21 protein-coding genes are annotated in these 26,277 nt (G+C 63.7%); 16 read left to right on the top strand and 5 right to left on the bottom strand.

The genetic code is table 11. From position 1 onward, the window contains the following. Window positions 1–13: 13 nt before the first annotated feature. On the top strand, window positions 14–1,132 hold the full coding sequence (locus DBR47_RS06160) for a TIGR03364 family FAD-dependent oxidoreductase (protein WP_370454870.1): 1,119 nt from the start codon (window positions 14–16) through the stop codon (window positions 1,130–1,132). 22 nt (window positions 1,133–1,154) lie between these two features. Then, a complete protein-coding gene (gene phnX, locus DBR47_RS06155; RefSeq protein ID WP_124448011.1) occupies window positions 1,155–1,964 on the top strand; it encodes a phosphonoacetaldehyde hydrolase in 810 nt (269 codons plus the stop codon). A gap of 3 nt (window positions 1,965–1,967) precedes the next feature. On the opposite strand, the gene DBR47_RS06150 is transcribed toward phnX, so the two are convergent. Further along, window positions 1,968–3,902 (bottom strand): glucokinase, encoded by a 1,935-nt coding sequence (locus DBR47_RS06150; RefSeq protein WP_124448009.1) that lies wholly within the window; start codon window positions 3,900–3,902, stop codon window positions 1,968–1,970. A gap of 605 nt (window positions 3,903–4,507) precedes the next feature. Here DBR47_RS06150 and glk point away from each other — a divergent pair. The 14 genes from glk (at window position 4,508) to prfH (ending at window position 22,900) form a co-directional block, all read left to right on the top strand. Further along, entirely contained in the window at window positions 4,508–5,506 is a 999-nt protein-coding gene (gene glk / locus DBR47_RS06145) for a glucokinase (RefSeq protein WP_197046890.1), read from the top strand. Window positions 5,507–5,925: 419 nt separating this feature from the next. Further along, window positions 5,926–8,790 (top strand): TonB-dependent receptor, encoded by a 2,865-nt coding sequence (locus tag DBR47_RS06140; protein ID WP_231512151.1) that lies wholly within the window; start codon window positions 5,926–5,928, stop codon window positions 8,788–8,790. Window positions 8,791–8,942: 152 nt separating this feature from the next. Next, the gene (locus DBR47_RS06135; RefSeq protein WP_124448007.1) at window positions 8,943–10,481 is read left to right on the top strand and encodes a tryptophan halogenase family protein; all 1,539 of its coding nucleotides are present in this window, start codon (window positions 8,943–8,945) and stop codon (window positions 10,479–10,481) included. A 14-nt stretch (window positions 10,482–10,495) separates the two neighbouring features. Further along, the gene (locus DBR47_RS06130; RefSeq protein WP_197046889.1) at window positions 10,496–12,538 is read left to right on the top strand and encodes a S9 family peptidase; all 2,043 of its coding nucleotides are present in this window, start codon (window positions 10,496–10,498) and stop codon (window positions 12,536–12,538) included. Between the two features lie 106 nt (window positions 12,539–12,644). Next, on the top strand, window positions 12,645–13,874 hold the full coding sequence (gene malE / locus DBR47_RS06125) for a maltose/maltodextrin ABC transporter substrate-binding protein MalE (RefSeq protein ID WP_124448003.1): 1,230 nt from the start codon (window positions 12,645–12,647) through the stop codon (window positions 13,872–13,874). Continuing rightward, window positions 13,874–15,442, top strand: coding sequence for a maltose ABC transporter permease MalF (gene malF / locus DBR47_RS06120; RefSeq protein ID WP_124448001.1), 1,569 nt, complete (start codon window positions 13,874–13,876; stop codon window positions 15,440–15,442). Before malE ends, malF begins: the two co-directional genes overlap by 1 nt. A 4-nt stretch (window positions 15,443–15,446) precedes the next feature. Next, window positions 15,447–16,337 (top strand): maltose ABC transporter permease MalG, encoded by an 891-nt coding sequence (malG, locus tag DBR47_RS06115; protein ID WP_124447999.1) that lies wholly within the window; start codon window positions 15,447–15,449, stop codon window positions 16,335–16,337. A gap of 84 nt (window positions 16,338–16,421) precedes the next feature. Then, window positions 16,422–17,690 (top strand): alpha-amylase family glycosyl hydrolase, encoded by a 1,269-nt coding sequence (locus tag DBR47_RS06110; protein ID WP_124447996.1) that lies wholly within the window; start codon window positions 16,422–16,424, stop codon window positions 17,688–17,690. After that, entirely contained in the window at window positions 17,687–19,324 is a 1,638-nt protein-coding gene (locus tag DBR47_RS06105; protein ID WP_124447994.1) for a glycoside hydrolase family 32 protein, read from the top strand. The genes DBR47_RS06110 and DBR47_RS06105 overlap by 4 nt, the downstream gene beginning before the upstream one ends. 34 nt (window positions 19,325–19,358) lie before the next feature. After that, complete coding sequence (locus DBR47_RS06100; RefSeq protein ID WP_124447992.1) at window positions 19,359–19,790, top strand: GNAT family N-acetyltransferase; 432 nt, start codon at window positions 19,359–19,361, stop codon at window positions 19,788–19,790. A gap of 50 nt (window positions 19,791–19,840) precedes the next feature. Further along, complete coding sequence (locus DBR47_RS06095; protein ID WP_124447990.1) at window positions 19,841–20,248, top strand: VOC family protein; 408 nt, start codon at window positions 19,841–19,843, stop codon at window positions 20,246–20,248. Next, a complete protein-coding gene (locus tag DBR47_RS06090; protein WP_124447988.1) occupies window positions 20,245–20,805 on the top strand; it encodes a hypothetical protein in 561 nt (186 codons plus the stop codon). Before DBR47_RS06095 ends, DBR47_RS06090 begins: the two co-directional genes overlap by 4 nt. 314 nt (window positions 20,806–21,119) lie before the next feature. Continuing rightward, window positions 21,120–22,271 carry an RNA ligase RtcB family protein gene (locus tag DBR47_RS06085; RefSeq protein WP_124447986.1) on the top strand — a complete coding sequence of 384 codons (1,152 nt, stop codon included), beginning with the start codon at window positions 21,120–21,122 and terminating at the stop codon, window positions 22,269–22,271. Further along, the gene (gene prfH, locus DBR47_RS06080; RefSeq protein WP_124447984.1) at window positions 22,268–22,900 is read left to right on the top strand and encodes a peptide chain release factor H; all 633 of its coding nucleotides are present in this window, start codon (window positions 22,268–22,270) and stop codon (window positions 22,898–22,900) included. Before DBR47_RS06085 ends, prfH begins: the two co-directional genes overlap by 4 nt. 53 nt (window positions 22,901–22,953) lie before the next feature. Here the strand turns inward: prfH and DBR47_RS06075 are convergent, their stop codons facing one another. From DBR47_RS06075 to DBR47_RS06060, 4 genes are all read right to left on the bottom strand, one after another. Continuing rightward, a complete protein-coding gene (locus DBR47_RS06075; RefSeq protein WP_124447982.1) occupies window positions 22,954–23,322 on the bottom strand; it encodes a hypothetical protein in 369 nt (122 codons plus the stop codon). 86 nt (window positions 23,323–23,408) lie between these two features. Further along, the gene (locus DBR47_RS06070; protein ID WP_124447980.1) at window positions 23,409–23,957 is read right to left on the bottom strand and encodes a response regulator transcription factor; all 549 of its coding nucleotides are present in this window, start codon (window positions 23,955–23,957) and stop codon (window positions 23,409–23,411) included. Further along, window positions 23,954–25,366 (bottom strand): ATP-binding protein, encoded by a 1,413-nt coding sequence (locus DBR47_RS06065; protein ID WP_124447978.1) that lies wholly within the window; start codon window positions 25,364–25,366, stop codon window positions 23,954–23,956. The genes DBR47_RS06070 and DBR47_RS06065 overlap by 4 nt, the downstream gene beginning before the upstream one ends. Beyond that, window positions 25,363–26,175, bottom strand: coding sequence for an SURF1 family protein (locus DBR47_RS06060; RefSeq protein WP_124447976.1), 813 nt, complete (start codon window positions 26,173–26,175; stop codon window positions 25,363–25,365). The genes DBR47_RS06065 and DBR47_RS06060 overlap by 4 nt, the downstream gene beginning before the upstream one ends. Window positions 26,176–26,277 lie beyond the last annotated feature (102 nt).

Genomic DNA, 26,277 nt, shown 5'->3' with positions numbered 1-26,277 from the left:
GGACAAGAAAGAGATGACGATGAAATGTGATGTCTTGGTGGTGGGCGCGGGCATTGTGGGTCTGGCCCATGCCTTGGTCGCGGCCAGAAAAGGTTTGAAGGTGGTGGTGCTGGAGCGAGACGCGGCCTGCATCGGTGCGTCCATCCGCAACTTTGGTTTTGTCACGGTGACGGGCCAAAAGGTGGGTGCCAGCTGGGCGCGTGCCATGCGTTCCCGTCAGGTCTGGGCCGAGCTGGCCCCGCAGGCCGGCATCGAGGTCTTGCACCAAGGCCTGTGCCTGGCGGCGCAGCGTGAGGAGGCGCTGGCCGTGCTCGAAGCCTTTGCTCGTACCGAGATGGGCCAGGGCTGCGAGTTGCTGAGCGCGGAGGTCGCGGCGGCTCGCTTCCCCAGCCTGCGCCTGGAAGCTCAGCGTGCCCTGCTGTACAGCCCGCATGAGTTACGGGTGGAGTCGCGCAGCGCCATCCCTCGCCTGGTCACCTGGCTGGCCGCGAGTTATGGCGTGGAGTTTCGCTTTGGCGAGAGCGTGCTGTCGGTGCAGACCCCGCATGTGCAGAGCTCACGCGCCAGCTACCAGGCCGAGCGGGTCATTGTCTGTGGCGGGGCCGAGCTGAACGGTCTCTTTGCCGAGCGTTGGCTGCCGCACAAGCTGCGCCTATGCCAGCTGCAGATGTTGCGGGTTCGGCCGCAGGCGGGCTTCAAGCTGCCGGCCTCGGTGATGGGTGAGCTGAGTCTGGTGCGCTACGAGGGCTACTCGGAGCTGCCGGAGGCGCAAGCCTTGCGCGCGCGCCTGCAGGTGGAGGAGGGCGAGAGCCTGGCGCATGGCATTCACTTGATCGTGGTGCAAAGCGCCGATGGCTCCCTGGTGGTGGGGGATTCGCACCACTACGGCCCGGTGCTGCCGCCCTTTGCTTCGGAGGCGGTGGATGAGCTGATCCTGCGTCATCTGCGCGAGGCCCTGCATCTGCGCGAGGCGCAGGTCGTGGAGCGCTGGGTGGGCACCTATCCCTCCTCGGCCAGCGAGCCCTGCCTGGTGGAAGCGCCCGATGCCCTGACCCGCGCCGTGACCGTCACTAGCGGCACGGGCGCCAGCACCGCCTTCGGCCTGGCCGAAGAAGTGTTCGCTGCCTGGTAATTTTTTGGAACCGAAAAGAGAAATGAAGAATCAATTGCAAGCCGTCGTGTTCGATTGGGCGGGTACCGTGCTGGACTTTGGCAGCCAGGCGCCCATGGGCGCCTTCGTCCAACTCTTTGCGCGTTACGGCGTCACGATCAGCATTGACGAGGCCCGCGTGCCCATGGGCCTGGCCAAATGGGATCACATCCACGCCCTGGGCACGGAGGCCCGCATCGGCGCCGAATGGGCGCGGGTGCATGGTCGGGCTTTCAGCGCCGCCGATTGCGATGAGCTTTACGAGGTCTTCACCCCCATGAACCGGGAGAGCGTGAAGCAGCATGCGACGCTGATCCCCGGTGCGCTGGAGGTGGTGAACGCTCTGCGCGTGCGCGGCCTCAAGATTGGCTCCACCACCGGCTACAACCGGCCCATCATGGAGGTGGTCTCGCCCCTGGCCGCGGCTCAAGGCTATGTGCCCGACAACGTTGTTTGTGCCGGCGATATGGCCAGCGCAAGACCTGGCCCTCTGATGATGGTCAAGACCCTGGCGGATCTGGGCGTGTGGCCGCCCAGCAGCGTGGTCAAGGTGGATGACACCGTGCCGGGTCTGCAAGAAGGCCGCGCCATCGGTTGCTGGGTGGTGGGCCTGGCGGTGACGGGCAATATGCTGGGTTTGTCCGAGGCGCAGTGGCTGGCTTTGCCCGCGGCGGAGCGGCAGCGCTTGCGCGCGCAGGCCACGACTGAGCTGCTGGCCGGCGGCGCGCATTTTGTCGTCGACGGCGTGGCCCAGCTACCCAGCGCGCTGGCGCAGATCGAGGCCTTGATGGCGGCCGGCTGCTTGCCAGGCTAAAGCCTATCGGCTGTGTGAGGTGAGCTTGGCCAAGGGCGAGGCCAGGCTGACTCCGGGCGCGGCGCGGCGGGCACCGGCCTTGGGCTTGCTGCCGCTCTCTTCGTTTTCATCCAAGGCGATTTGCGCCTGACGGGCCAGCAATTCCGCCCCTTCCGGATTGCGCCGCATGGCCACGCCCACGGCCAGGATGTCGATCACCAGCAGGTGCAGGATGCGGCTGATCATGGGCAGATGGGTGGCCACGTCTTCGGCGTGGTCCACGATCAAGGCCGCGTCGGCCTTGCGCGCCAGCGGCGACTGGCTGGCGGTGATGGCCACCACATAGGCGCCGCGGGCATGGGCTTTGTCGGCCACCTCCAGCAGCTCGCTCAGGCGGCCGCCGCTGCTGATGATGACGGCCACATCGCGCGGCTTGAGCACATTGGCCGCCAGCATCTGCAAGCGGGTGTCGGTGTAGGCGGCGCTGGACATACCAAAGCGCAGGAACTTGAACTGCGCGTCTTGCGCCACCACGCCGTAATGCCCGACGGCGTAGAACTCGATGTGGCCGGCGCCCAAGAGCAGGTCCACCGCGCGGGCAATCGTCTCGCGGTTGAGCTGGCTGCGCACCTGCAGAATGGCCGAGGCGGTATTGCCCAAGACCTTGGCGCCCAGCTCCTGCATGGAGTCGTCCAGATTGACTTGGGTGTGGGTGACGGGCACGGTGCCGGTCAGGCCCGAGGCCAGGCGCAGCTTGAAGTCCGACAGGCCCTCGCAGCCTAGCGAGCGGCAAAAGCGGATCACCGTGGGCTGGCTGACCTGGGCGGCGCGGGCGATCTCCACAATGGGGTCGTTCAGCACGGCGCGGGGGTGGGCCAGCACATGCTCGGCCACCCGCAGCTCGGCGGGCGAAAGCTCGGCGCAGGCGCGGCGGATCTGGCTCAAGATGGCCGAGCCGGGCGTGGCCTCCAGCGTGCGCAGCTGCGACTCCAGAATCGCCGAGGCGCCCTTGAAGGTGGCGTGCTCGGCCGTGATCACAAAGGTGGGGATGGCCGCCACGTAGTCGCTGAAGCGGCCCTTGTCCTCGAAGCGGGCGCGGAAGGGGGACTGATCGAAATAGGCGCCCAGGCGCGGCACGATGCCGCCGCCGATGTAGATGCCGCCCAGGGCGCCCAGGGTCACGGCCAGATTGGAGGCGGCCGTGCCCAGCACGGCGCAAAACACTTCCAGCGTGTCCTTGCAGATGGGGTCATCGCCCTCCAGCGCGCGCTGGGTGATTTCCGGGGCATGTAGATCCTCTGGCGCTTGGCCCGCATGCTCGGCCAGGGCCCGGTAGATCAACTCCAGGCCGGGGCCGGAGGCCAGGCGCTCGAAGGAGACATGCTCAAACTCCTTCCAGGCGTGGCGCAGGATGGCGATCTCGCGTTCGTCCCGCGGGGCGAAATTGGTGTGGCCGCCCTCGGTGCCCAGGGCGATCCAGCCTTCGGCGGCCGGGATCAGGCCAGACACCCCCAGGCCCGAGCCCGCACCCAAGAGCCCGATGACGCTGGGCATGCGGGCCTCGCCGCCGCCGATCTGGCGCACATCGCCGGCGCTGAGCTTGGGCAGGGCCATGGCCAGGGCGGTGAAGTCATTCACCACCACCAGGGTCTCAAAGCCCAGACGCTGACGCATCTCCTCGATGGAGAACTGCCAGTGGTAATTGGTCATGCGGACCTGATCGCCTTCCACCGGGTTGGCGATGGCAATGGCCGCATGGGCGATGCTGCCGCCCCCCAGCTGCGGCGCGACGCTGCTGATATAGCTGCTGACGGCGGCGTGGAAGTCGGCAAAGTCCGCGCAACGCAGCGAGGCGATCTGGCTGAACTCACCCGGCGCCGTCTCCAGCGTGAAGCGGGCATAGGTGCCGCCGATGTCGGCAATCAGGCGAGGGCTGTCGAAGGAGAGATTCAGCGGCATAGAGGGGCGGGTAGAAGCAATCGTGGTGGGCCGACCCACAGCAGGCGGGCCTGCCCTGGCGCAGGACTGGGCCCTCGCCTGGGCTCGCGCAACAAGGCGCTTGGCGCTGCATTATGCGGCGGCCTCGGGATGCCTTGAGCGCTCCCTTGGTCGGGTCTGGCGGCAGAGGCGGGCGGCGCAGGGCTTTGCATTGGCGGGGAATGAATGAGGCATCGCAGGATTGTCGAGCAATGATGTAGCTTCACTACAGATTGGGCTGCGCTTTGGCGGCGAAATTGATCCAGCCTGATCCGCTTGTTTGCGCGCTTTGTCTCATGATTTTGGAATGAGTCGGCGTGAATACAAGGTTAGCGAAAGGCTTGAGCGGTCATGCGTGGGAAGATGTGTATTGCATAGATGATGTAGTTTTGCTACCTTTCGCTTGCGATACTCGAATCAACACCTGTTCAAAGCTTTGTGGGCTTGGGTTTGAGTAGGGCTGGCTTCGAGCCGACTCCCTTTTTTGCGCCATGTCTTGCCCTGTGTTGGCGGAATCTCTACATGCTTAAGTTGTTTGTCTTGTTTGCGAATTTGCCATCTTTGGCCCGGCCTGGGGAGAAGGGCGCGTGACGGCGGCCTACCCCTGTTTGGTGGCCGATGTCGGCGGCACCAATGCGCGCTTCGCCTGGGTGGCGAGCCAGGGTGGGTCGGTGTCGCATGTGGTGGTGCTGTCGGTGCAGGACCATGCGGGTCCGGCGGCTGCGGCGCGGGCCTATCTGGCGGGTTTGAAGGCGCAGCTGGGTGCTGCGTTTCAGGCGCCACGCTCGCTGGCACTGGCGGTGGCGACGGCGGTGGCGGGCGACAGGGTGGAGCTGACCAATGGGCATTGGAGCTTCTCGCGGGCGCAGCTGCAGGCCGAGCTGGGTTTGTCGACCCTGCTGGTCTTGAATGATTTTGAGGCCCTGGCCCTGTCATTGCCGCGCTTGCAGGCGAATCAGCTGCGGCCCTGGCCGGGTGTTTCGCCTGTGCAGCCGGTGGCTGCCGGTTCGGCCATGGCGGTCATCGGGCCCGGCACCGGCCTGGGGGTGGCAGGGGTTTTGCGCCTGCGCCAAGCCTGGGTGGCTTTGGCGGGTGAGGGCGGTCATGCCACGCTCGCGGCGGCCGATGCTTTTGAGTCCGATGTGCTGGCTTTTGTGCGGCGCGACTTCGCGCATGTCTCGGCCGAGCGCTTGCTCTCGGGCATTGGCTTGCCGGTCTTGTATGGCGCCGTGGCCGCGGTGCGTGGTCAGGCGGCGGAGGCGGGCCTGGGGGCGGCGCAGATTGTTGAGCGTGGCCTGGCTGGCGATTGCGAGCTGTGTTCGCAAACTCTGGATGCCTTTTGCGCCTTGCTGGGCGGCTTTGCAGGCAATGTGGCTTTGACCTTGGGGGCGCGTGCCGGCGTGTACATCGGCGGGGGCATCGTGCCGCGTCTGGGTGAGCGCTTCTTCCAGTCGCGCTTTCGTGAGCGCTTTGAGGCCAAGGGTCGCTTCCAGTCCTATTTGCAGCCCATTCCCACGGCTCTGATCACCGACACCCTGGCTGCCTTGAGTGGCGCTGCCCTGGCGCTTGAACAGCACGAGCAGTGAGTGTCTGGCCGCTGAAGTGCCGGCCTTTTTCCCTTCGTTTTGACTCTGGATTCGTCTGAAGCCAGCCTGCGCCTGAGCCGTGCAGGCTGGCTTTGTTTTGTCTGCTCGTGATGTAGCTTTGTCTTAACGGTGATGTAGTTGAACTACACATTGCCTTGTGAAATTGGTCTTGAACTGGGCTCTTCTGAAACAAACGTGGCGATTTTCAGTAAAAACCCTCGGTAATTTCTGATCGAATCGTGAAAATTGGTCGTAGTAATGCAACGTCTAGGGTTTACGCATGTTGGCGAAAAATCTAGTTTTGGTACAAATCGCTTTGAGACGTGGGTTCTCAACCCCTGTGCCAATCGTCATGACATTGCTCTGACGGTGATGTGTGGGGCACTTTGTTGTTCCAGTGAGCTTGAGGAGACAAACAGATGATGACTTCCGCAGAGAAGCGCAAGCAAGCCAAGAGCTCGCAGCGCGAAATTTTCCGAATCAATCCGGTGGCGGTGGGCTGCACCTTGCTGATGTTGGCCTCAGGTGCCTATGCGCAAGAAGCGGCCAAGCCCGCAGCGGCGACCGAAAAACTGGACGCCGTGGTGGTGACCGGTATCCGCAAGGGCATTGAAGATGCCATTTCCGTCAAACGCAATTCCGATTCCATCGTCGAGTCCATCTCGGCCGAAGACATTGGCAAGCTGCCCGATGCCAGCGTGGCGGAATCGATTTCCCGCCTGCCTGGCGTGACGGCGCAGCGCAGTTCGGTGACCGGCCGTGCCCAGGGCATCAGCGTGCGCGGCATGCCGCAAGACTTCACCGGCGGCCTGCTGAATGGGCGCGAACAAGCCTCCACCGGCAGCAGCCGTGGCGTCGAGTTCGACCAGTACCCGGCCGAATTGCTGGGTGGCATCGTGGTCTACAAGACGCCCGACGCGGGTCTGGTGGGTCAGGGCTTGTCGGCCACCATCGATATGCAGACGGTGCGTCCGCTGAGCTTTGGCCAGCGCAATGTGGTGCTCAACTACCGCCGCGAATCCAATACCAAGGCCGAGGATTTGCCGGGCTTTGGCGCCGGCACGGGTGACCGCGCTTCGCTGTCCTATATCGACCAATTCGCCGACCGCACCATCGGTGTGGCCATCGGCCTGACCAAGCAGAAGTCCAAGGGCGGCGGCCGGCCCAACTTCAATACCTGGGGCGGCTGGGTGGCTGACTCCTGCCCCGGCGTTGTTGACTCTGCCGGCAAGTGCAGTGTGGCGACTGTGAAGACCCCGGGCGGCTTCACCACCGATATCGAGACCACCGATTTCGATCGCACCGGCGCCATGGCCGTGCTGCAGTACAAGCCCAATAAGAACTTCGAGTCCGTGGTGGACGTGTTCTATTCCAAGGGTGATTTCTCGGTCAAGAAGCGCGGCCTGGAAGGTCCGGTGGGCGGCTTGTCGGCGGGTGCCAATGACAGCGGTGGCTCTCTGATCAATGCCACCATCAGCAATGGCGTGGCCACCTCGGGCACCTTCACCAACTGGAAGGGCGTGATCCGCAATCACAACGAGGACTACACCGACAAGCTGGAGTCGATTGGCTGGGCCAATAATCTGACCGTGGGCGGCTGGGCCTTCAAGTCCGACCTGTCTTACTCCAAGGTGGTGAAGGACTCGACCCGTTACGAAACCACGGCCGGTCTGCCAGGCAACACGGCCAATGCAGCCGACACGATTTCCTTCTCGGGCTTCGACGGAACCAATCTGTCGGCGGTGCAGTACAAGACTGGCCTGAACTACGCCGACCCCAACATCATCAAGCTGACCGATGTGCAAGGTTGGGCGGGTGACAAGGGCGTGCAAGACGGCTACTACGCCAACCCCAAGACGACCGACAAGATCCAGGCCATTCGCCTCTCGGCCAAGCGTGACCTCGAGTTCGGCCCCATCACATCGGTGGACTTCGGCGGTAACTACTCGGACCGCACCAAGGACCGCGTGACGCAGGAAGGCGCCCTGGTCATCAAGGGTGGCTTGAACGCGGATGGCACGGTCAAAGATCGTTTGATCTCTACCGCCATGCCCAATGCCACGACCGGCGTCGGTGGCCTGACGGGCATCCCGACGCTGAACTGGGATCCGGCCGGCTCGCTGGGCTCGGTCTACGAGCTCAACCCCTGGTCTGACCACGATATCGTGGGCAAGAGCTGGGGCGTGCAGGAGAAGGTCACCACTGCCTATGTCAAGGGCGATATCGACACCCATGTCGGTAGCGTCAATGTGCGCGGCAATGTGGGCGTGCAGTTCCAGGACACCAAGCAGTCTTCTTACGGCTATCGGGTGGACCAAGCCTCTTGCGACGGTGGTACCCACAAGTGCAGCTACGCGCAGGTCGGCTCTAGCCACAACTTCACCGACTTCATGCCCAGCTTGAATCTGTCGGCCGATCTGGGCGGCGACCATGTGCTGCGTTTTGGCCTGGGTCGTGTGATCGCTCGCCCGAATATGGAAGACATGAAGGGCACCATCGACTTCGGCCTCAAGACCGATGTCACGCCCCAGCGTCTGAATGGTTCCGGCGGCAATGGCAATCTGGAACCCTTCCGCGCCGACGCCATCGACGTCTCCTTCGAGAAGTACTTCGGCAAGAAGGGCTACTTCAGCGTTGCGGCCTTCCAGAAGAACCTGAAGACCTACATCCTGAAGGTGGACCGGGTGTTTGACTTCGCGCCCTATCTGACGCCCAGCACGACCTTGCCGCCCAGCGGCAGCACGGTTGGTCTGCTGACCACGCCCATGAACGGCACGGGCGGCCAGATCACCGGTGTGGAATTCGCGGTCAACATCCCCTTGAATATGGTGGCCAACTTCTTGGATGGCTTCGGTGTGGCTTTGAACTACTCGAACACCGACAGCACGGTGCAATTGCCGGCCTCGGCTTTTGCCACCCAGAACGTCAGCACCAAGAACATCCCGCTGCCCGGTCTGTCCAAGGAGGTGACCAACTTCCGCCTGTACTACGAGAAGTATGGCTTCCAGGTGGCGGTGGCGACCCGCACCCGCTCCGATTTCCTGGGTTCCATTGCGGACTATCAGGACAAGTCGCAGCTGGTCTATATCAAGGGAGACACTACGGTTGACCTGCAGGCTTCTTACGAGTTCAGCGAGGGTTGGTTGAAGGGCCTGTCCATCCTGGCCCAGGGCTCCAACCTGACCAATAGCGAGTACGTCAACTACGACGCGGGCAACGGCAACGTGACCGATCGCAAGAAGTTCGGCAAGACCTATATGCTGGGTGTGAACTACAAGTTCTGATGCAGCATTGGGGTCTGGCTCGGCACCCTGGCAAACAGGGTGCTTGATCTATGCTGACGGGGAGCCCTTGGGCTCCCCGTTTTCACGTGCTCTTCGCTGTTTTCTTTTTGCTGTTCATTTCCTTCCAGTGATCCAAGTACAGGATTCGTCTCATGCAGCCCAAGCCTCCCGAGCTTCTCAAAACCGTGGTCATCGTGGGCGGCGGCACCGCCGGTTGGATGACGGCAGCGGCCTTGTCTACCGCCTTGCGGGGCCGTTATCAGATCCGCCTTGTTGAGTCCGATGAGATCGGCATCGTCGGCGTGGGCGAGGCCACCATTCCGATGATCCAGGTCTTCAATCGCATCATCGGAGTCGACGAGAACGACTTTCTGCGTGAGACCCAGGGGACTTTCAAGTTAGGCATTGAGTTCGTCAACTGGGGCCGCCTGGGGGACCGCTATATGCACGGCTTTGGCCCCGTGGGCCAGGCCTTGTGGACCGTGCCTTTCGACCAGTACTGGCACCGGATGAATGGGCTGGGGCGGGCCCAGGATCTGGGGGCTTATTCCATCACCCGCATGGCGGCCCTGGCCAATAAATTCATGCCGGCGCGTGACGATTTGGAGAACTCGCCGCTCAACCACATCGCCCACGCCTATCACTTCGACGCCAGCCTGTATGCGCGCTATCTGCGCAAACTCTGTGAAGGCCGGGGCGTGCAGCGCATCGAGGGCAAGATCGTCAGCGTCAGCCAGCAAGAGGCAGGCGAACATGCCGGCCATGTGCAAGCCCTGCAGCTGGAAAACGGGCAGCGGGTCGAGGGCGATTTGTTCATCGACTGCTCGGGCATGCGGGCGCTGCTGATCGAACAAACGCTCAAGACCGGCTATGAGGACTGGACGCATTGGCTGCCCTGCGACCGCGCCCTGGCCGTGCCTTGCGAGTCGGTGCTGCCGCTCACGCCTTACACCCGCTCCACCGCGCACCGCGCCGGCTGGCAATGGCGCATCCCCTTGCAGCATCGCATCGGCAACGGCCATGTGTTCTCCAGCCAGTCCATCAGCGAAGACGAGGCCGCCGCGACCTTACTGGCCAATCTGGACGGCAAGCCCCTGGCCGAGCCGCGCCTCATTAAGTTCCGGACCGGCATGCGGCGCAAGAGCTGGCACAAGAATGTGGTGGCCATCGGTCTGTCCAGCGGTTTTCTGGAGCCGCTGGAGTCGACCAGCATTCATCTGATCCAGGCCGCCATCCAGCGCCTGATCGATTTCTTCCCGGACCGGGGCTTCAACCCCGTCGATGTGGAGGAGTTCAATCGCCAGAACCGCTTCGACTATGAGAGCGTGCGCGACTTCATCATCCTGCACTACCACCTCAATCAGCGTCAGGATTCGGACTTCTGGAAGGCCTGCACCAGCATGGAAGTGCCGGAGTCTCTGCGCCAGAAGATGGCGCTTTACCGCGCCCATGGCCGCATCGTGCGCTTCAACAACGAGCTGTTCTCCGAGGTGGCTTGGCTGCAGGTAATGCAAGGCCAGAACCTGCGGCCCGAGGCGCACCACCCGTTGGCGGATTTGATGCCTGAGCAGGAGGTGTTCGACTACCTCGAAGGCGTGCGCGGTGTGATCGGCAAATGCGTGGATGTGATGCCCGATCACGCGGCCTATATCAAGAAGTTCTGCGCCGCCAAACCGCCGGCCAAGATGTGAAAGGGAGAAACACGATGAGGCCCAAGCTGAATGCGCTGAGCGCCAGGAACACCTGGGCCTCGCGCGCTTCCGTGCTGCGCCTGACGCGTCGCAGCCTGCTGCTCAGCGCCGCGCTCACCGCCTGGCCCTTGCGTCGGGCGCAAGCGGGCGAAGGTGGCCCAAGGGCAGAATCCTTCGTCAAGCGCAGCCAGATGGAGGCGGCCGTACTCTCGCCCGATGGCAAGCGCCTGGCCATGCTGACCGTGGGGCCGCATGGGCGCTTGATGTTGTCGGTGCTGGATCTGGCCAGCATGAAGCCGCAGATTGCCTTCAACTCCGACAGTGCCGATGTGGGTTGGGTGGTCTGGGTCAATCCCAATCGCCTGGCTTTCACCCTCAGCGACCGCGAAACGCCGCAGGCCAAGCAGGATGCCGGGCCTGGCTTGTTTGCGGTGGATCACGACGGGTCGAATCTGAAACAGTTGGTGGAGCGGCAATGGGCGTGGCTGAAGAATGGCAACGACAACGCCCGCCTGCAACCCTGGAACACTTTTCTTCTCAATGGCAGCACCCATCGCAAGGGGCCCGAGGTCTTGGTGCTGCGGCCCGAGGCCCATAGCGAAAAAGATTGGGGCTATTTCAAGCTGCTCAGCCTGAATACTTTGACGGGGCGAGCCGTGGAGCTCGACAGCCCCTTGCATTCGGTGGCCTGGTGGCCTGATGGCCAAGGCAATCTGCGGGTGGTGTTGACGCGTCAGGCCGAGAAGGGGGCGCTGCGCTGGCTGGACGCCGCCAACGGTCAATGGAAGACGCTCACCGAGTTCAATGTCTTCACGGGTGGTGAGGGTGATTTTGGGGTGCGCCATGTGGCCAGCGATGGCCAGCTCTACATCAGTGCCCGGCGTGGCAGCGACAAGCAAGCCATGTGGCTGCTGGATCCCGTCAAGGGCGAATGGTCCGACAAGCCCTTGCTGCAGTCGCCCGACTTCGATGTGGATGCCGAGGTCATCACCCGCGCCGACAAGGTCTTGGGCCTGCGTTTCACCATCGATGCCGAGGTGACGCAGTGGTTGGACCCAGATATGCGTGCCCTGCAAGCCCAGATCGACAAGGTCTTGCCGCGCACCGTCAACCGGCTCTCGGTGCCTTGGTCCGGCGATGAGTCCTGGGTCTTGGTGGAGGCCTTTGCCGATATCCAGCCCCGACTCTTCTTTCTCTACAACCGGCAGACCCGTAAGTTCAGCCGCTTGGGTGCGCAGCGGCCGGATATCGAGGCCAAGCAGATGGCGTCCATGGATTTGCAGCGCATCAAGGCGCGTGATGGCTCGGACCTGCCTGTGTGGCTGAGCCTGCCCAAAGACGGGCCCAAGAAGAACCTGCCCACGGTCGTGCTGGTGCATGGCGGGCCTTTTGTGCATGGGCCGTCCTGGCAATGGGACGCCGAGGTGCAACTCTTGAACGCGCGCGGCTATGCCGTGCTTCAGCCTCAGTTTCGCGGGACTACCGGCTTTGGGCTCAAACATGCGCGGGGTGGCTGGCGCCAATGGGGCAAGGCCATGCAGACCGATGTGGCGGAAGCCACGCAATGGGCCATCGCGCAAGGCATCGCCGACCCCAAGCGCATTGCCATTGCCGGCGCCAGCTACGGCGGCTATGCCAGCTTGATGGGCCTGATTCGCGAGCCCGAGCTGTACCGCTGCGCCGTCGCCTGGGTGGGGGTGACCGATCTGGACATGCTTTACAGCGTGGGCTGGAGCGATACCTCGGACGACTACAAGACCTTTGGCGCGCCGGCCCTGATCGGCGACCGGGTCAAGGACGCGGCCGACCTGAAGGAAAACTCCCCACTGACCCATGCCGGCAAGATCAACAAACCCTTGTTCCTCGCTTATGGGGGCGCCGACAAGCGGGTGCCCTTGGTGCATGGCGAGGCCTTCCGCAAAGCCCTGCCTGCCAGCAACAAGCAGGTGGAATGGCAGGTCTATCCAGACGAGGGCCATGGCTGGCGGGCGCCCGAGACGCAGATCGATTTCTGGAACCGGGTGCTGGCCTTTCTGGACAAGCACCTGGCGCCCTGAGCACGAGTGGATTCCGGATTGCGGAGTATTAAAACTACCTGTAATTTCGAAGAAAAGCGGCGATTCCCCTCTTTGCAATCGATAGCATATCTAGTAAAACTACGGCATGTTGAGCAAAGTCTCTCGCCGTCAACTGCTGGGATCGGCCTGCGCCTGGGGTGCGGCGCCTGGCCTGGGCTTGCTGCCCGCTGCGGTGGCCGCGAGGGCAAAGCCGCCTGAACCCTTGGTGATCTGGTTCACCGTCGAAGGAGCCAAAGGCATGCGGCGGGTGGGCGAGGCATTTACCGCCGCCACCGGCGTGCCGGTGGTGGTGGAAACGCCCGATGAGGGCCCGGCCAAATTCCAGCAAGCCGCCTCGGCGGGCAAGGGCCCCGACATTTACCTCTACAGCCATGACCGCATCGGCGAATGGGTGGCGGGCGGGCTTTTGCATGCGGTGACGCCGCCCCCTCGTTTGCTGCGCGATATCGATCCCATGGCCTGGGATGGCTTTCAGTGGCGCCAGCGCCTCTGGGGCTATCCGCTGGCGCTGGAGGCGCTGACCCTGGTCTACAACAAGGCCTTGCTGCCCACGCCGCCGCAGAACTTTGAGCAGGTGTTTGCCCTGGATGCGCGCCTGCGGCCCAGCGGCCGCAGCGCCATCTTGTGGGACTACAGCAATTGCTATTTTTCATGGCCGCTGCTGGCCGCGCATGGCGGCTATGCCTTCAAGCGCCGGGCCGATGGCAGCTATGACGCGCAGGATTGCGGCGTCGATGGCCCGGGCGTCCGGGTCGGCGCCGAACTGCTGGCCCGCATGATTCGCGAAGGGCTGATGCCTGTGGGTAGCGGCTACGCCGAGATGGAGGCCGCCATGGCGCAGGGCCGGGTGGCGATGATGATCAACGGGCCCTGGTCCTGGGTGAATCTGCAGCGCGCCGGGGTGGACTTCGGCATCGCCCGCATCCCGGCGGTGGCGGGCCGGCCGGCCGCGCCCTATGTGGGCGTCAAGGGCGTGATGATCAACCGCGCCACCCGCCAACGCGAACTGGCGGTGGAGTTCATCGAGCACTATTTGCTCAGCCCCGCAGGCCTGCGCCTGATCGATCAGGCCGAGCCGATTGGCGCACCGGCCAGCCGCAGCTTTTATGCCGAGTTGGCGGCTCAGCCGGGCAAGGGCGAGCGGGTGGTGGGCATCATGGCCTCGGCCCGCGACGGCGTGCCCACGCCTTGCATCCCCGAGATGGGCCGCTTTTGGTCGGCCATGAAGTCTGCCCTGCTCAATCTCAGCGAGGGGCGGCAAACACCGGCCGAGGCCATGGCTGGCGCGGCCCGCCGCATCCGGGAGGCGGCCTGATGAAGACGCGCGCTTGGCTGCGCCATGGCTTGCAACTGGGCGGCGCGCTGCTCTTGCTGCTGGCGCTGACGGGTGTCTATGCCAGCGGCCAGACCTTGCTCGCCGCCGTGCTCTTGGCCGCGGGCGTGCTGGCGCTGTGGACCTATAGCTCGCCGCGCAGCGGGGCTTTGCGCTACCTCTTCCCTGGGGTGGCGGCGGCCCTGGTGTTTGTGATCTTCCCCATGCTCTACACCCTGGGCCTGGGTTTTAGCAATTACAGCGCGCGCAATCTGCTGGACTTTGAGCGTGCGCGCGAGCTGCTTTTGGAAGAGCGCTTGCAGGTGCCGGCCTCGCAACGCGAGTTCAGCCTGCACAGTCAGGGCGATGGCGGTCTGCGCCTGCGTTTGATCGCAGGGGAGGACGAGAAAGGCGGGGAGGGCGGCCCGAGCTTGCTCAGCCCCGTGTTCCGCTTGGATTCGGTGTCAGCGCAAGACCTGACCCTCAGTGAAAGCCACAGCGATGGCGTCAACGATAGCGTCAACGATAGCGCCCCCCTTGGCCGCGAGCTCAGCATGGCCGAGCGGGTGCCGCTCTTGCCGGGCTTGCGCCAGCTGAGCCTGCTCACCCCGCAGGGTCAGCGCCTGAGCCTGAGCAGCCTGCGTGAGTTCGCGCAAAGCCGCCCCTTGTTTGAGCTGCAGGCCGATGGCAGCCTGCGGCACACACTCAGCGGCCAGCTCTACCGCCCCGATGCCGCCCAAGGCTTTTTCACCGGCCCGGACGGTGAGCAGCTGCAGCCGGGCTACCGTGTCAACGTGGGCTGGCGCCACTTTGCGCGGATTTTTGGCGACTCGCGATTTCGCGCGCCCTTCTTGAGCGTGTTCGCCTGGACGGTGATGTTCTCGGCCCTGACGGTGATCTCCACCGCGGCTTTGGGCCTGCTGCTGGCCGTGCTGCTGAACTGGCAGAGCCTGGAGTGCCGGGCCGCCTACCGCCTGGTGCTCTTCTTGCCCTATGCGGTGCCGGGCTTTATTTCGATTCTGGTGTTCAAGGGCTTGTTCAACCAGAACCTGGGCGAGGTCAATCTGATCCTGCATGGGCTCTTCGGCATCAAACCGGCCTGGTTCTCCGACCCCTTGCTGGCCAAGACCATGCTGCTGATCGTCAATCTGTGGCTGGGCTTCCCCTACATGATGGTGTTGTGCAGTGGCCTGATCCAGTCCATTCCCAGCGATCTCTACGAAGCCTCGGCCGTGGCTGGCGCTGGGCCTTGGGACAATTTCCGCTTGATCACGCTGCCGCTGATCCTCAAGCCGCTCACGCCCTTGCTGATCAGCGCCTTTGCCTTCAATTTCAATAACTTTGTGCTGATCAGCCTGCTCACCGGCGGCCGCCCCGATCAGCTGGACACCAGCCTGCCGGCGGGCACGACCGACATCCTGGTCTCCTACACCTGGCGCATCGCGTTTCAGGACTCGGGCCAGCAATTCGGCCTGGCCTCCGCCATCTCCACGCTGATCTTCCTCATCGTGGCCGCCATCACCTTGGTGCAGATGCGGCTGACCCGGATCAATGACGCGAAAGCGAGCTAGTTCCATGGCCATCGTCCAACATCGCTCCCAGCGCTGGCGCAAGCTGGCGGCCCACCTCTTTTTGCTGCTGCTCAGCGCCCTGGTGCTGTTCCCTTTTTTGGTGGTGATCTCGGTCTCGCTGCGGCCGGGTAATTTTTCCAGCGGCAGCCTGATCCCCAGCACCCTGAGCCTGGAGCATTGGCGTTATGTCCTGGGCCTGCCCTATGCCGGGCCGGACGGCCGCCTGCTGCAGCCCGATCTGCCGGTGCTGCTGTGGCTGTGGAACTCTGTCAAGGTGGCCACCGTCTCGGGCCTGGTGAGCCTGCTGTTCTCGACCACCGCGGCCTATGCCCTGGCTCGGCTGCAGTTCGCCGGCCGGCGCGCCTTGCTCACCGGCCTGATGCTGATGCAGATGTTCCCGGCCGTGCTGGCCTTGGTGGCCATCTACGCCATCTTCGACCGCCTGGGTATGGCCATCCCTGCGTTGGGGCTCAACACCCATGCGTCCCTGGTGCTGGCTTACTCGGGCGGCATCGCCATGCATGTGTGGACGCTGAAGGGCTATTTCGACACCTTGCCGGTGGAAATCGAAGAAGCCGCGCGGGTGGATGGCGCCAGCGTCTGGCAGACCTTTTACCGCGTGCTGCTGCCCATGGCCTTGCCGGTGCTGGCGGTGGTGTTTTTGCTGGCCTTCATCGGCGCCATCATCGAGTACCCGGTGGCCTCCGTCTTGCTGACCCAGCAGGACCAGCTCACCCTGGCGGTGGGTGCCAAGCTTTTTGTGCATGAGCACAACTTCCACTGGGGTGATTTCGCGGCGGCGGCCTTGCTGTCCGGCCTGCCCATCACCGCTGTCTTTTTGCTGGCCCAGCGCTGGCTGATCTCCGGCCTGGCGGCCGGGGGCGTGAAAGGTTGATTTCTCCCCATGCCAACTCCCTTCTGTTCACGCTGGGCGGCCTTGCTGGCTGCCGCGGCCCTGGTTTTCTCAAGCCCCAACACCATGAGCCAATCCCCTGCACCCGCTACAGCCTCGTATATGCCGCATGTGGACTGGTCACGCCAGGCCAGCATCTACCAAATCAATGTGCGCCAGTTTTCGGCCGAGGGCACGCTGGCCGCCGTCAGCGCCCAACTGCCCAGGCTCAAGGCCATGGGGGTGGACATTCTGTGGCTGATGCCCATACAGCCCATAGGCAAGTTGAACCGCAAGGGCAGCCTGGGCAGCTACTACTCCATCAGCGACTACACCTCCGTCAACCCCGAGTTCGGCACACTGGCCGATGCCAAGGCCCTGGTGAGCCAGGCCCATGCCTTGGGGCTCAAGGTGATCTTGGACTGGGTGCCCAATCACACCGCCTGGGATCACCCCTGGACCCGCGAGCACAAGGATTGGTACAAGCTCAATGCCCAGGGCGAGATCTACCCCGTCACCTTTACCGAAGGCCCCGAGCCCGAGTACTGGACCGATGTGGTGGCCCTCAACTACGAGCAGCCGGCCCTGCGCGACGCGATGATCGCGGCCATGGCCTTTTGGCTGCGCGAGGTGGGGCTGGACGGCTTTCGCTGCGATGTGGCCAGCCTGGTGCCCACCTCGTTTTGGGAACGCGCCCGGCGCGAGCTGGACGCCATCAAACCCGTCTTCATGCTGGCCGAGTCCGACAAGGCGGAGCTGCATCGCAGCGCCTTTGACATGACTTACAGCTGGGATTTGGCGGATGTCTTCAAGGCCATAGGCCAGGGCAAGGCCGGCGCCGCAGAACTGCGCAGCTGGATACAGCGCCAGGCCGATCCCAAGACCAGTGGCTACCCGGCCCATGCCTACCGCATGCGCTTCACCAGCAATCACGACTTCAACTCCTGGCATGGCACGGACGCTGAGCTCTACGGCCCGGCCTATCAAGCCCTGGCCGTGCTCAGCTTCACCTTGCCCGGCATGCCCCTGATCTACGGCGGCCAAGAGGCGCGGCTGGACAAGCGCCTGGCCTTTTTTGAGAAGGACGCGATCGACTGGAAGCTGCTGGAGCTGCAGCCCTTCTACACCGAGTTGCTCTCGCTCAAGCGCAAGAACCCGGCCCTGGCCAATGGCCAGTACGGCGCACCGGTGCAGTTGCTGGATGTGGGCAATGCGCAGCTGCTGGCCTTTCGCCGGGTGGCGGGCGCCAATCAGGTGGGCGTGGTGGTGAACCTGAGCGATCAGATCCAAACCTATCACCTGGACGGCAAGTCTCAAAGCCTGCCGGCCTGGGACTGGCGTGTTGACGCGCAATGAGCTCGGCGCTTGAAAACGCCGACCCTTACCGCCCGCTCTGGCATTTCACCGCGGCGCGGCATTGGATCAACGACCCCAATGGCCTGATCTACGAAGGCGGCGAGTACCACCTGTTCTTCCAGCACAACCCCTTTGGCGAGCAATGGGGGCATATGAGCTGGGGCCATGCCCTGAGCCGCGATCTCTTGCACTGGCAGGAGCTGCCCCTGGCCATCCCCGAGGACGAACGGGTGTCCATCTATTCGGGCAGCATCGTCATCGATCATGCCAATAGCAGTGGCTTTGGAAGCGGGGCCCAAGCGCCCTGGGTGGCCATCTATACCGGCTGCTTGCGCGTGCCCCAGGGCGGCCAGGCGCAGGAGCTGGCCTACAGCCTGGACCGTGGCCTGAGCTGGACCAAGTACGCCGGCAACCCGGTGCTGGACCTGGGCCTGCGGGACTTCCGCGACCCCAAGGTGTTCTGGCATGCGCCCACCCGGCGTTGGGTGATGGCCGTGGTGCGGCCGGACGACCATCAGGTCTCCTTCTTCGCTTCCGTCAATCTGCGGCATTGGCTGCATCTGAGCGACTTCGGCCCAGCCGGCGAGGTGGGCGGCATCTGGGAATGCCCGGACCTGATCGAATTCCCCGCCGTGGAGGTGGGCCAGCCCAGCCGTTGGCTGCTCAAGGTCGATACCTTTGCCGGCCACCCGGGTGGCAGCGGGGCCCAGGTCTTCATCGGCCAGTTCGACGGCCGGCAATTCATTTGTGAGCCGGGGGCAGGGCAGGCAGGGCAAGCGGGGCAAGCGGGGCAAGCAGGGTTTTGGGTCGACCATGGTTGTGATTTCTACGCCGCCCTGTCCTGGGCTGGCCTGCCGCCCGAGGCCGGTCGGCCGCCGCTCTGGATCGCCTGGATGAATAACCACGGCTATGCCAAGCACACGCCCAGCCCGGCCGCCTTGCCTTGGCGTGGTGCGATGAGCGTGCCGCGTGAGCTGTTCTTGCAGGAGACCGCTGAGGGGACGCGCCTGGCGCAAAGGCCCTGGCCGGGCCTGGCGGCCTTGCGCGGCCCGCAGCACGAGTTTGAGATCCCAGGCCAAGGCTTGCACGACTTGAAGCTGCCGGACGAGGTGGACGCGCGTAGCCTGGAGTTGCAATGGGATCTGAGGTTGGATCCCGCCTCCTGCTTCAGCTTGCGCCTGCGCTGCAGCCGCGATGGTCTGCGTTATACCGAGGTCGGTATCGATGGGCCGCGCGGCCAGGTGTACGTCGACCGCTCCCGCTCCGGCCTCCTTGTTGACGAGTTGCGCTGGGCCGGCCGCCGGGGAGCGCCCTTGCCGCAGGCAGCGGGGGCCCTGCGCTTGCGCCTGCTGCTGGATGCCTGCTCGGTCGAGGTCTTCGTCTCCGAACTGGGCAGGGGTGAGGCCGATGATGCCGCCACCGCTTGCTTGAGCGAGCTGATCTTTCCCGAGGCGGCCGATCTGGGCCTGCAAGCCTGGGTGTTTTCACAAAAAAGCGCCGGGCCGCCCCAAGCTTGCTTGACCCTCCTGGGGGGCGGGCCGGGCGCCGCCCGGCCCTGGGGGCACTCACAAGGCGCCGCTGCACCCGGCCTCGTGCGCGTTTGGCCCTTGCAGCCGCGAGCCGCCAATCGCTGAGCTTGCTGCTAGCCCTGGGTGATACTGCTTGCCCATGAAGATCGAACTCAGCACCCAGGCCGACCCCAAGGACGCGGCCACTCTCAGCCAAGGCATCGTCGCGTTCAACCATGCCCGCATCGCCGGACTGGAGCCTATCGAGGCCGAGGTTCGATTCTTTGTGTTCGCGCGCGATGAGAACGAGGCCGTCGTTGGCGGCATTCGTGCCGCCTGCTACTGGAACACCTTGCACATCGAGCTGCTGTGGCTGTCTGAGTCTGTGCGCGGCCAGGGCGCGGGCCGCAAGCTGATGGCCCGTGCCGAGGCCTTCGCCCGCGAGAAAGACTGCCAGATCGCCCTGGTCGAAACCACCGGCTGGCAGGCCCGGCCCTTCTACGAGAAGTGCGGCTACCAATGCATCGCGACGATTCCCGATCGGCCGCGTGGGCATGTCTCGTATACGCTGAGCAAGCGTCTGGACGCCTAGGCAGCGTTTGAGGACTTCTACTCTGAGCCACTCTTGAAAGAACTCAAGCCATGAGCCACCCCCTCAAACCCGGCGCCGTCATCTTTACCAAGGATCTAACGTGCATGGCCCGCTTCTATCAAGAGCTGTTCGGCCTGCAGCTCTTGGAGCGCGAGGCCGGACACGCGGTGCTGGAGTCCGAGCATTTGCAGCTGGTGATTCACGCCATTCCCAAGCAGCATGCCAAAGGCATACACATCAGTGTGCCGCCGGTCTTGCGTGAGGAGCAGGCCATCAAGCTTTTTTTCACGGTGGGCAGCCTTGCCGCCGCAAGACAGCTTGCGCAAACCCTGGGCGGCGGTTTGAGCCCCGTCAGCAAAGAATGGCAAATCGAAGGCGGCCTGCGCGCCTTTCGCGCCTGCGATGGCTTTGACCCCGAGGGCAATGTGTTGCAGTGCAGGGAGGCGTTGAAGAAGTGAGCAGTTCCAGGCAAGCCAGGCTGGGTCGCTTGTTGGCAGCGGTTGCCGAGCTGCTTGCAGGCCAAGCGAATCCAGACGAGCGCTTGCTCAGGCAGATCGCGGCGCTGCTGAAAGCCGCTGCGCCTGAGCTTCAGATTGGGCCCGCTCAATTCCCCATTGCCCAACCAGGCCAGGAGTTGCTGTACGAGTTGGCGCTAGACCCAACCGGCGGGCCTTCGCTCTACCTGGTTTCAGACGGCGCCGGCACCCACAGCCCGCCGCATACGCATCAGACCTGGGCCGTGGTGCTGGGCTTGCGCGGGGTGGAGTTGAACCAGCTGTATCGCCTGGCGGGTGATTCTGGTGGGCGCTTGCAAGCCGCCGCTACTGAGCAGGCCGTGGGCCCTGGCGAGTGCCTGGTGATGCAGGCCGAGGACATTCACGCGACGCGGGTGCAGGGCGAGTCTTGCTACCACCTGCATTTGTACGGCCGGGCCTTGAGTCACTTGCCGCCGTTTGCGGCGCGGTGTTTTGATTGGCCTTCTTCTCTCCCAAATGTCGCGCAAATGCATCGCTAAAACACCGGCATGCTGGACTGAACCCCGACTGTGCACGTACAGTCGCGCCCTCGCTGCATGACAAGGACGGTCAGTCATCGATCTTGCAGCGTCCGCCATCCCTTCATCCACTTCACAAGGAGAAAAAAATGCAAAAGAACACGACCTCCCTGTGGGCTGGGTCAACGGTGGCAGGGCTTTTCATCTAAGCCTCTCCGCCTCTTTTCTCGCACCCCATCTCGCATCGCCCAGCGACCTCGCTGAGCGGGTGAGCGCGTGGCAGTGTGCGACCGTCCCAGTCCGGTTTCAATCAATGCTTGAATCTGGATTTTTCTGTGGGCAATATTTTTGTAAGAACTCTGTCGGAGCGCGCCTGTGTGGTGGCTACCGATAGGACGTGGATGGAAGACGCCGCGATTGCGCAGCTGATCTCCACTTCACAACTGGAAGGCATGCGGCGGGTTGCGGGCATGCCGGATTTACATCCTGGCCGCGGCTACCCCGTCGGTGCCGCTTTTTTCTCAACCGGGTGTTTCTATCCGGCTTTGGTTGGCAATGACATCGGCTGCGGCATGGGCTTGTGGCAAACAAGCTTGCCAGCCAAGTCGCTGAACATAGACAAGTTGGAGAAGCGGGCCGGCAATATCGACGGCCCCATGCAAGATGAGGCGTTTAGGCTGCAAGCCATGCAAGCGGCTGACTTGCCGGCCGGTGACTTTGATGCCTCCTTGGGGACGCTCGGCGGTGGGAATCACTTTGCTGAGTTTCAGCAGGTGGACGCGGTCTACGCGGCCGATGCGCTGTCGGCTTTGGGGCTGGACAAACAGCTTCTGCTGCTCTTGGTCCACAGCGGCTCGCGAGGTCTGGGTGAACGCATCCTGCGGCAGCATGTGGATGTCTTTGGTCACAGGGGATTGCAGGGCGGATCAGTCGAGGCCTTGCGTTACATGACTCAGCATGATGCGGCATTGCGCTTTGCGCGGTGCAATCGCCATCTGGTGGCTCAGCGCCTGCTTTCCAATGTGAGGGCACAAGGGCAAGCGCTGCTGGATGTCCATCACAATTTTGTGGCTGAGGCGAGCATCCATGGGCAAATGGGTTGGCTTCATCGAAAAGGGGCCACGCCGTCTGACCAAGGGCCGGTATTGATCCCTGGCTCACGTGGCGACTACAGCTATCTGGTTCGGCCGACTCTTGCCTGCCAAGACACCTTGCTGTCCTTGGCGCATGGGGCGGGGCGCAAGTGGACTCGTTCAGCCTGCAAGGACCGCCTGTTCAAGCTGGTGACGCCCACGCAAATGGCACGCACCGCTCTGGGCAGCCGCGTCATCTGCCAGGACCGCCAACTGATCTACGAGGAAGCACCGCAAGCCTACAAAGGCATAGACAGTGTGGTCCAAGCATTGGAGGGCGCGGGCTTGATAGAACTGCTGGCACGCACCAAGCCCGTGCTGACCTACAAAACTCGTGGGGAGTGCTGCGAATGATCTTGCTTCACCTGACGGCCAACACCGGCCCTGAAGAATGTTGTTTGGCTGTACGCAAGGCGCTTTGCCGGCTCCAGAACGAAGCCTGTTCGCTGCAGCTCAGGGTGGAGTTACTGGAACAAGTGCCAAGTGCCATCGCTGGCAATTTCCATTCGGTGCTATTGGCACTGGATGGCGAGCAAGCGAGCGCACTCGCCGAGCGCTGGCGCGGCAGTGTGCTGTGGACCTGCCCCAGCCCCTATCGGCCAGGGCATAGGCGCAAGAACTGGTTCATCGGTGTCGAGGTCTTTGAAGCCGAGGCAAGCAGCCCAGCAGGCCAAGCGCTTCGCGATCAGGACTTGCGCTTCGAAACTTTGCGGGCCGGCGGGCCCGGCGGTCAGCATGTCAACAAGACCGACTCCGCCGTTCGCGCCACCCATCTGCCAACGGGCTTGAGTGTGAGGGTGGAGACCGAGCGCAGCCAGCATGCCAACAAGCGCTTGGCTCGGGCTCTGCTGGCGCACAAACTCAGTGAGCAAGCTCGCCGCGCGCAAGGTGAGGCACGCCAACAGCGCTGGCGGCAGCACTACGAGGTGCAACGGGGCAATGCCGCGCTAGTGTTCAAGGGCGAGGGTTTTGAGGAGGGCTAGCGTGTAGTCTCAACAGACTGGATGACCCATGACTCCCTGGCTAGGCCGGCGAGTCATGGGCCGCCTCTTGATGCAAGAACGAGCACGCCCACCACCACGAAGACAAGCCAGGACAGATGTTTGCCACGCGTGAAGTAAAGCGGGAATGCTGCTGAACCAAGGGCGGCAAAGCCAATGACGGTCAGGACCAGGTCTCTTGAAACACTACCTTGCCCGGCAGAGAAAACCAAGAATGCCAGGGCACCCCAGGCGAGGGTCGTCAGGTGCCACACGAAACGCAAGGTGCCAAGGGTGAATGCGGTGCTTCCAAGGACCTTAGGCAAATTGTCTCTTTTGGACAGTCTGACCAGGATGTAGCGCTCGCCCAGGTAGGAATGGGCGATGCCCATGAGCAATAGAAGAACCACTGCAATCGTCAACATTTGGAGTGCCTACTTTTGTTGTTGTGTGTTCTCCGATGAGTATCGCGTCTTGTCCGCCAGGGGCTGCCACCGTCGCGACACCGTGCCTACTTCACCCTCTGCTTCTCCAACTTCCTCGCCAAGGTGCGCCGATGCAGACCCAGCCGCCTGGCGGCTTCGGAGATATTGAAGCCCGTGGCGGCCAGGGTTTCGTGGATGTGTTCCCATTCCACCGTCTTGATCGAGGTGGTGCGCTCGGTCAGCTCAACTTCGGCGTCACCTTGGGCGCGGGTGAAGGCGGCTTCAATGTCGTCGGTGTTGGCGGGTTTGGCCAGGTAGTGGCGGGCGCCTAGCTTGATGGCTTCGACGGCGGTGGCGATGCTGGCATAGCCGGTCAGCACCACGATCAGCATCTGGGGGTCGAAGCTGTGCAAGCGCTCCACACAGGCCAGGCCGGAGCTGCCGCTGGCAAGCTTCAGGTCCACCACGGCGTAGCCGGGGCGGTGATCCTGCAGCAAGGACTGCATGCGCTCCAGATCGGCGGCGCGCAGCACGCGGTAGCCACGGCGCTCGAAGGAGCGGGTGAGGGTGCGGGCAAAGGCGTCGTCGTCCTCGACCACCAGCAGCAGGCGTTCGGTGTCTTGCGCTTCGCTCATGGTTTGTTTGCCCTGCTCACGGTCGTGCTGATGGATTGAATCGTTTTCTGGCGGCCCCAGCTTTCGTCCCAGATCAGGGCGGCCAAGGGCAGGCTGATCTTGACCTCGGCCCCGCCTTCGCTGCGGTTGCTGGGTTCGATATGGCCGCCCAGGGTGCGCGCCACATTGAGGGAGAGGAACAGGCCCAGGCCGCTGCCGGGTCGGCCCTTGCTGGAGTGGTAGGGCTTGCCGAAATTGGCCAACATCTCGGGGCTGAAGCCAGGCCCACTGTCTTGCACCCGCAGGATCAGGCGTTCATCGTCGCAAGAGACTCGCAAGGTGATAGCTCGGTCGGGCGCGGCTTCGGCGGCGTTGTCCAGCACATTGTCCAGCATCTGCCGCAGGGCGGCGTCCGAGACCATGGGCAGGTCGGGCAGATCATCGGGCTGCTTGTAGTTAAGGATCTGGCCGCTGCGACTGGCCCGCCAGTGTTCCACCTGCTCGTGCATGAAGCGGTGTAAAGAAATCTGTGCCGGGGCCTCGGCGCGCGATTCGCCGGCCGACATCAAGATGCCACTGACGATCGCCTTGCAGCGCTGCAGCTGGAACTGCATCTCCTCGATCTCTTCGCGCAGCTCGGGGTCGGCGGCAAATGGGGCCATGCGCGACCAGTCGCCCAAGATGACCGAGAGCGTGGCCAGCGGCGTGCCTAACTCGTGCGCGGCGCCCGAGGCCAGCAAGCCCATGCGGACGATGTGTTCCTCCTCGGCGGCGCGCTGGCGCAGATCGGCCAGGCGGCTGTCGCGCTGGCGCAGATTGCGCGAGATGCGGTGCAAAAAAATCACCAGCAACGCCGCATTCAAGGCAAAGCAGATCAGCAGCCCGCCGATGTAATGCACGGAGAGATGGCTGCCGTCCATGGCTGGCAGATTGAGCGGGCGCTGCCACACCGTCAACGCGATAAAGCACAAGCCGGTCAGGGTGACCATGGCCCAAATAAATGCGGGCCTCAGCAGCACTGCGCCTACGGCGATCTGCAGCAGATAGAGAAAGATGAAGGGGTTGGAGACGCCGCCGCTGAAGAAGAGCTGGGCGGTCAGCACGGCCACATCGACCAGCAGCCCGGCGAAGAGCTCGCCATTGCCGATCTCGCCCCGTGTCTGACGCAGGCGCAGCTGGCAGGCGCCGTTGAACAGGGCCAAGCCGGCCAGCAGGGCCAGCATCTCGGTCATGGGCAGCTGCACATCGAGCAGCAGCTCGGCCGTCAAGATGGTGGCCAACTGACCGGCCACGGCCAGCCAGCGCAGCTGAATCAGCTGCTGCAGATTGCGCCGCCCGGCCAAGTTCTCAGGGGTGTAGCCACGCTCGGCGGGGCTGTCGTGGGGGCCATCCTCCAGCAAGGGCAGGGGGCCGTGGGTCAATTCGCTCATGGAGCGGGATTGTCGCTGCCTGGCTGAATCCTTGGGTTTTGACGCCGCAAGCGCAGCTCGGTCCACAGCAAATACCCGCCGCCCGCCAGCACCATCAAGGCCAGGGTGAACCAGGTCAGGGCATAGCCCAGATGCTTGTTATTGAAGCTCAGCACGGTCAGGCCGGCGCGCGGCCAGGGGGCGGAATCGGGCAATGCCACGGCGTCGATGAAGAAGGGCGCGAGGTCTTGCGCGGGCAGGCCCTGGCTTTGCGCGATGGCGGCGACATCGCGCGAGTACCAGCGTTTTGCTTGGGGCTCGTTCTTTTGCAGCAGGCTGCCACCGGGTTCGCTGGGGCGCAGCAGGCCGATCACGACTTGCTCGGGCTGGCCAAGTGAAGGCTCGCCGCGTGATTCGGGTGTCAGCCGGTCTGTACCCACATAGCCCCGGTTGACCAGCAAGTAGCCACCCGTGCTCAGGCGCAAGGGCGTTAGCACCCAGTAGCCGGTGCCCAGTGCCGTGCTGGCGCGCACCAGGGTTTGCTTCTCGTGGAGGAATTGGCCACGGGCTTGGACGCGGCGGTATTCGTCTTGCTCTTTGCTGATGCTGGGCCAGGTGCTGGGGGCGGGCAGGGGCGTGGGGGCGGCCTGTTGGGCTTGGCTGATGCGCGCGATCAAGGCCTCTTTCCAGGCCAGGCGTTGCAGCTGCCAGAGGCCGAGGGCTGTGAGGCCGGCGCTTAAGAGTGCGGCGAGCAGGAGCAGGGTGGCCACGAAGGCGGTGGAGCGGGGGCCGCGGCGGCTTGGTTCGGCAGTGTCTTGGCGGTGTTTCATGTTGCATGGACCTTTCGTGCACATGATGATCCGGCGCGTTGCGCCGTCGACCTCTTGTCTTGTTCGAAGGCCCAGCCGGGAGTTCGCCCCGGCGGGCGACCT

The sequence above is a fragment of the Paucibacter sp. KBW04 genome, from assembly GCF_003852425.1.
GTDB lineage: Bacteria > Pseudomonadota > Gammaproteobacteria > Burkholderiales > Burkholderiaceae_C > Paucibacter_A.
This window is presented reverse-complemented; position numbering and strand designations above follow the sequence as displayed.

Bases quoted from the DNA above. Each gene is read 5' to 3' on its own strand.
- DBR47_RS06160 (WP_370454870.1), top strand. From the start codon at position 14: ATGACGATGAAATGTGATGTCTTGGTGGTGGGCGCGGGCATTGTGGGT.
- phnX (WP_124448011.1), top strand. From the start codon at position 1,155: ATGAAGAATCAATTGCAAGCCGTCGTGTTCGATTGGGCGGGTACCGTG.
- DBR47_RS06150 (WP_124448009.1), bottom strand. From the start codon at position 3,902: ATGCCGCTGAATCTCTCCTTCGACAGCCCTCGCCTGATTGCCGACATC.
- DBR47_RS06140 (WP_231512151.1), top strand. From the start codon at position 5,926: ATGATGACTTCCGCAGAGAAGCGCAAGCAAGCCAAGAGCTCGCAGCGC.
- DBR47_RS06135 (WP_124448007.1), top strand. From the start codon at position 8,943: ATGCAGCCCAAGCCTCCCGAGCTTCTCAAAACCGTGGTCATCGTGGGC.
- DBR47_RS06130 (WP_197046889.1), top strand. From the start codon at position 10,496: ATGAGGCCCAAGCTGAATGCGCTGAGCGCCAGGAACACCTGGGCCTCG.
- malE (WP_124448003.1), top strand. From the start codon at position 12,645: ATGTTGAGCAAAGTCTCTCGCCGTCAACTGCTGGGATCGGCCTGCGCC.
- malF (WP_124448001.1), top strand. From the start codon at position 13,874: ATGAAGACGCGCGCTTGGCTGCGCCATGGCTTGCAACTGGGCGGCGCG.
- malG (WP_124447999.1), top strand. From the start codon at position 15,447: ATGGCCATCGTCCAACATCGCTCCCAGCGCTGGCGCAAGCTGGCGGCC.
- DBR47_RS06110 (WP_124447996.1), top strand. From the start codon at position 16,422: ATGAGCCAATCCCCTGCACCCGCTACAGCCTCGTATATGCCGCATGTG.
- DBR47_RS06105 (WP_124447994.1), top strand. From the start codon at position 17,687: ATGAGCTCGGCGCTTGAAAACGCCGACCCTTACCGCCCGCTCTGGCAT.
- DBR47_RS06100 (WP_124447992.1), top strand. From the start codon at position 19,359: ATGAAGATCGAACTCAGCACCCAGGCCGACCCCAAGGACGCGGCCACT.
- DBR47_RS06095 (WP_124447990.1), top strand. From the start codon at position 19,841: ATGAGCCACCCCCTCAAACCCGGCGCCGTCATCTTTACCAAGGATCTA.
- prfH (WP_124447984.1), top strand. From the start codon at position 22,268: ATGATCTTGCTTCACCTGACGGCCAACACCGGCCCTGAAGAATGTTGT.
- DBR47_RS06075 (WP_124447982.1), bottom strand. From the start codon at position 23,322: ATGTTGACGATTGCAGTGGTTCTTCTATTGCTCATGGGCATCGCCCAT.
- DBR47_RS06070 (WP_124447980.1), bottom strand. From the start codon at position 23,957: ATGAGCGAAGCGCAAGACACCGAACGCCTGCTGCTGGTGGTCGAGGAC.
- DBR47_RS06065 (WP_124447978.1), bottom strand. From the start codon at position 25,366: ATGAGCGAATTGACCCACGGCCCCCTGCCCTTGCTGGAGGATGGCCCC.
- DBR47_RS06060 (WP_124447976.1), bottom strand. From the start codon at position 26,175: ATGAAACACCGCCAAGACACTGCCGAACCAAGCCGCCGCGGCCCCCGC.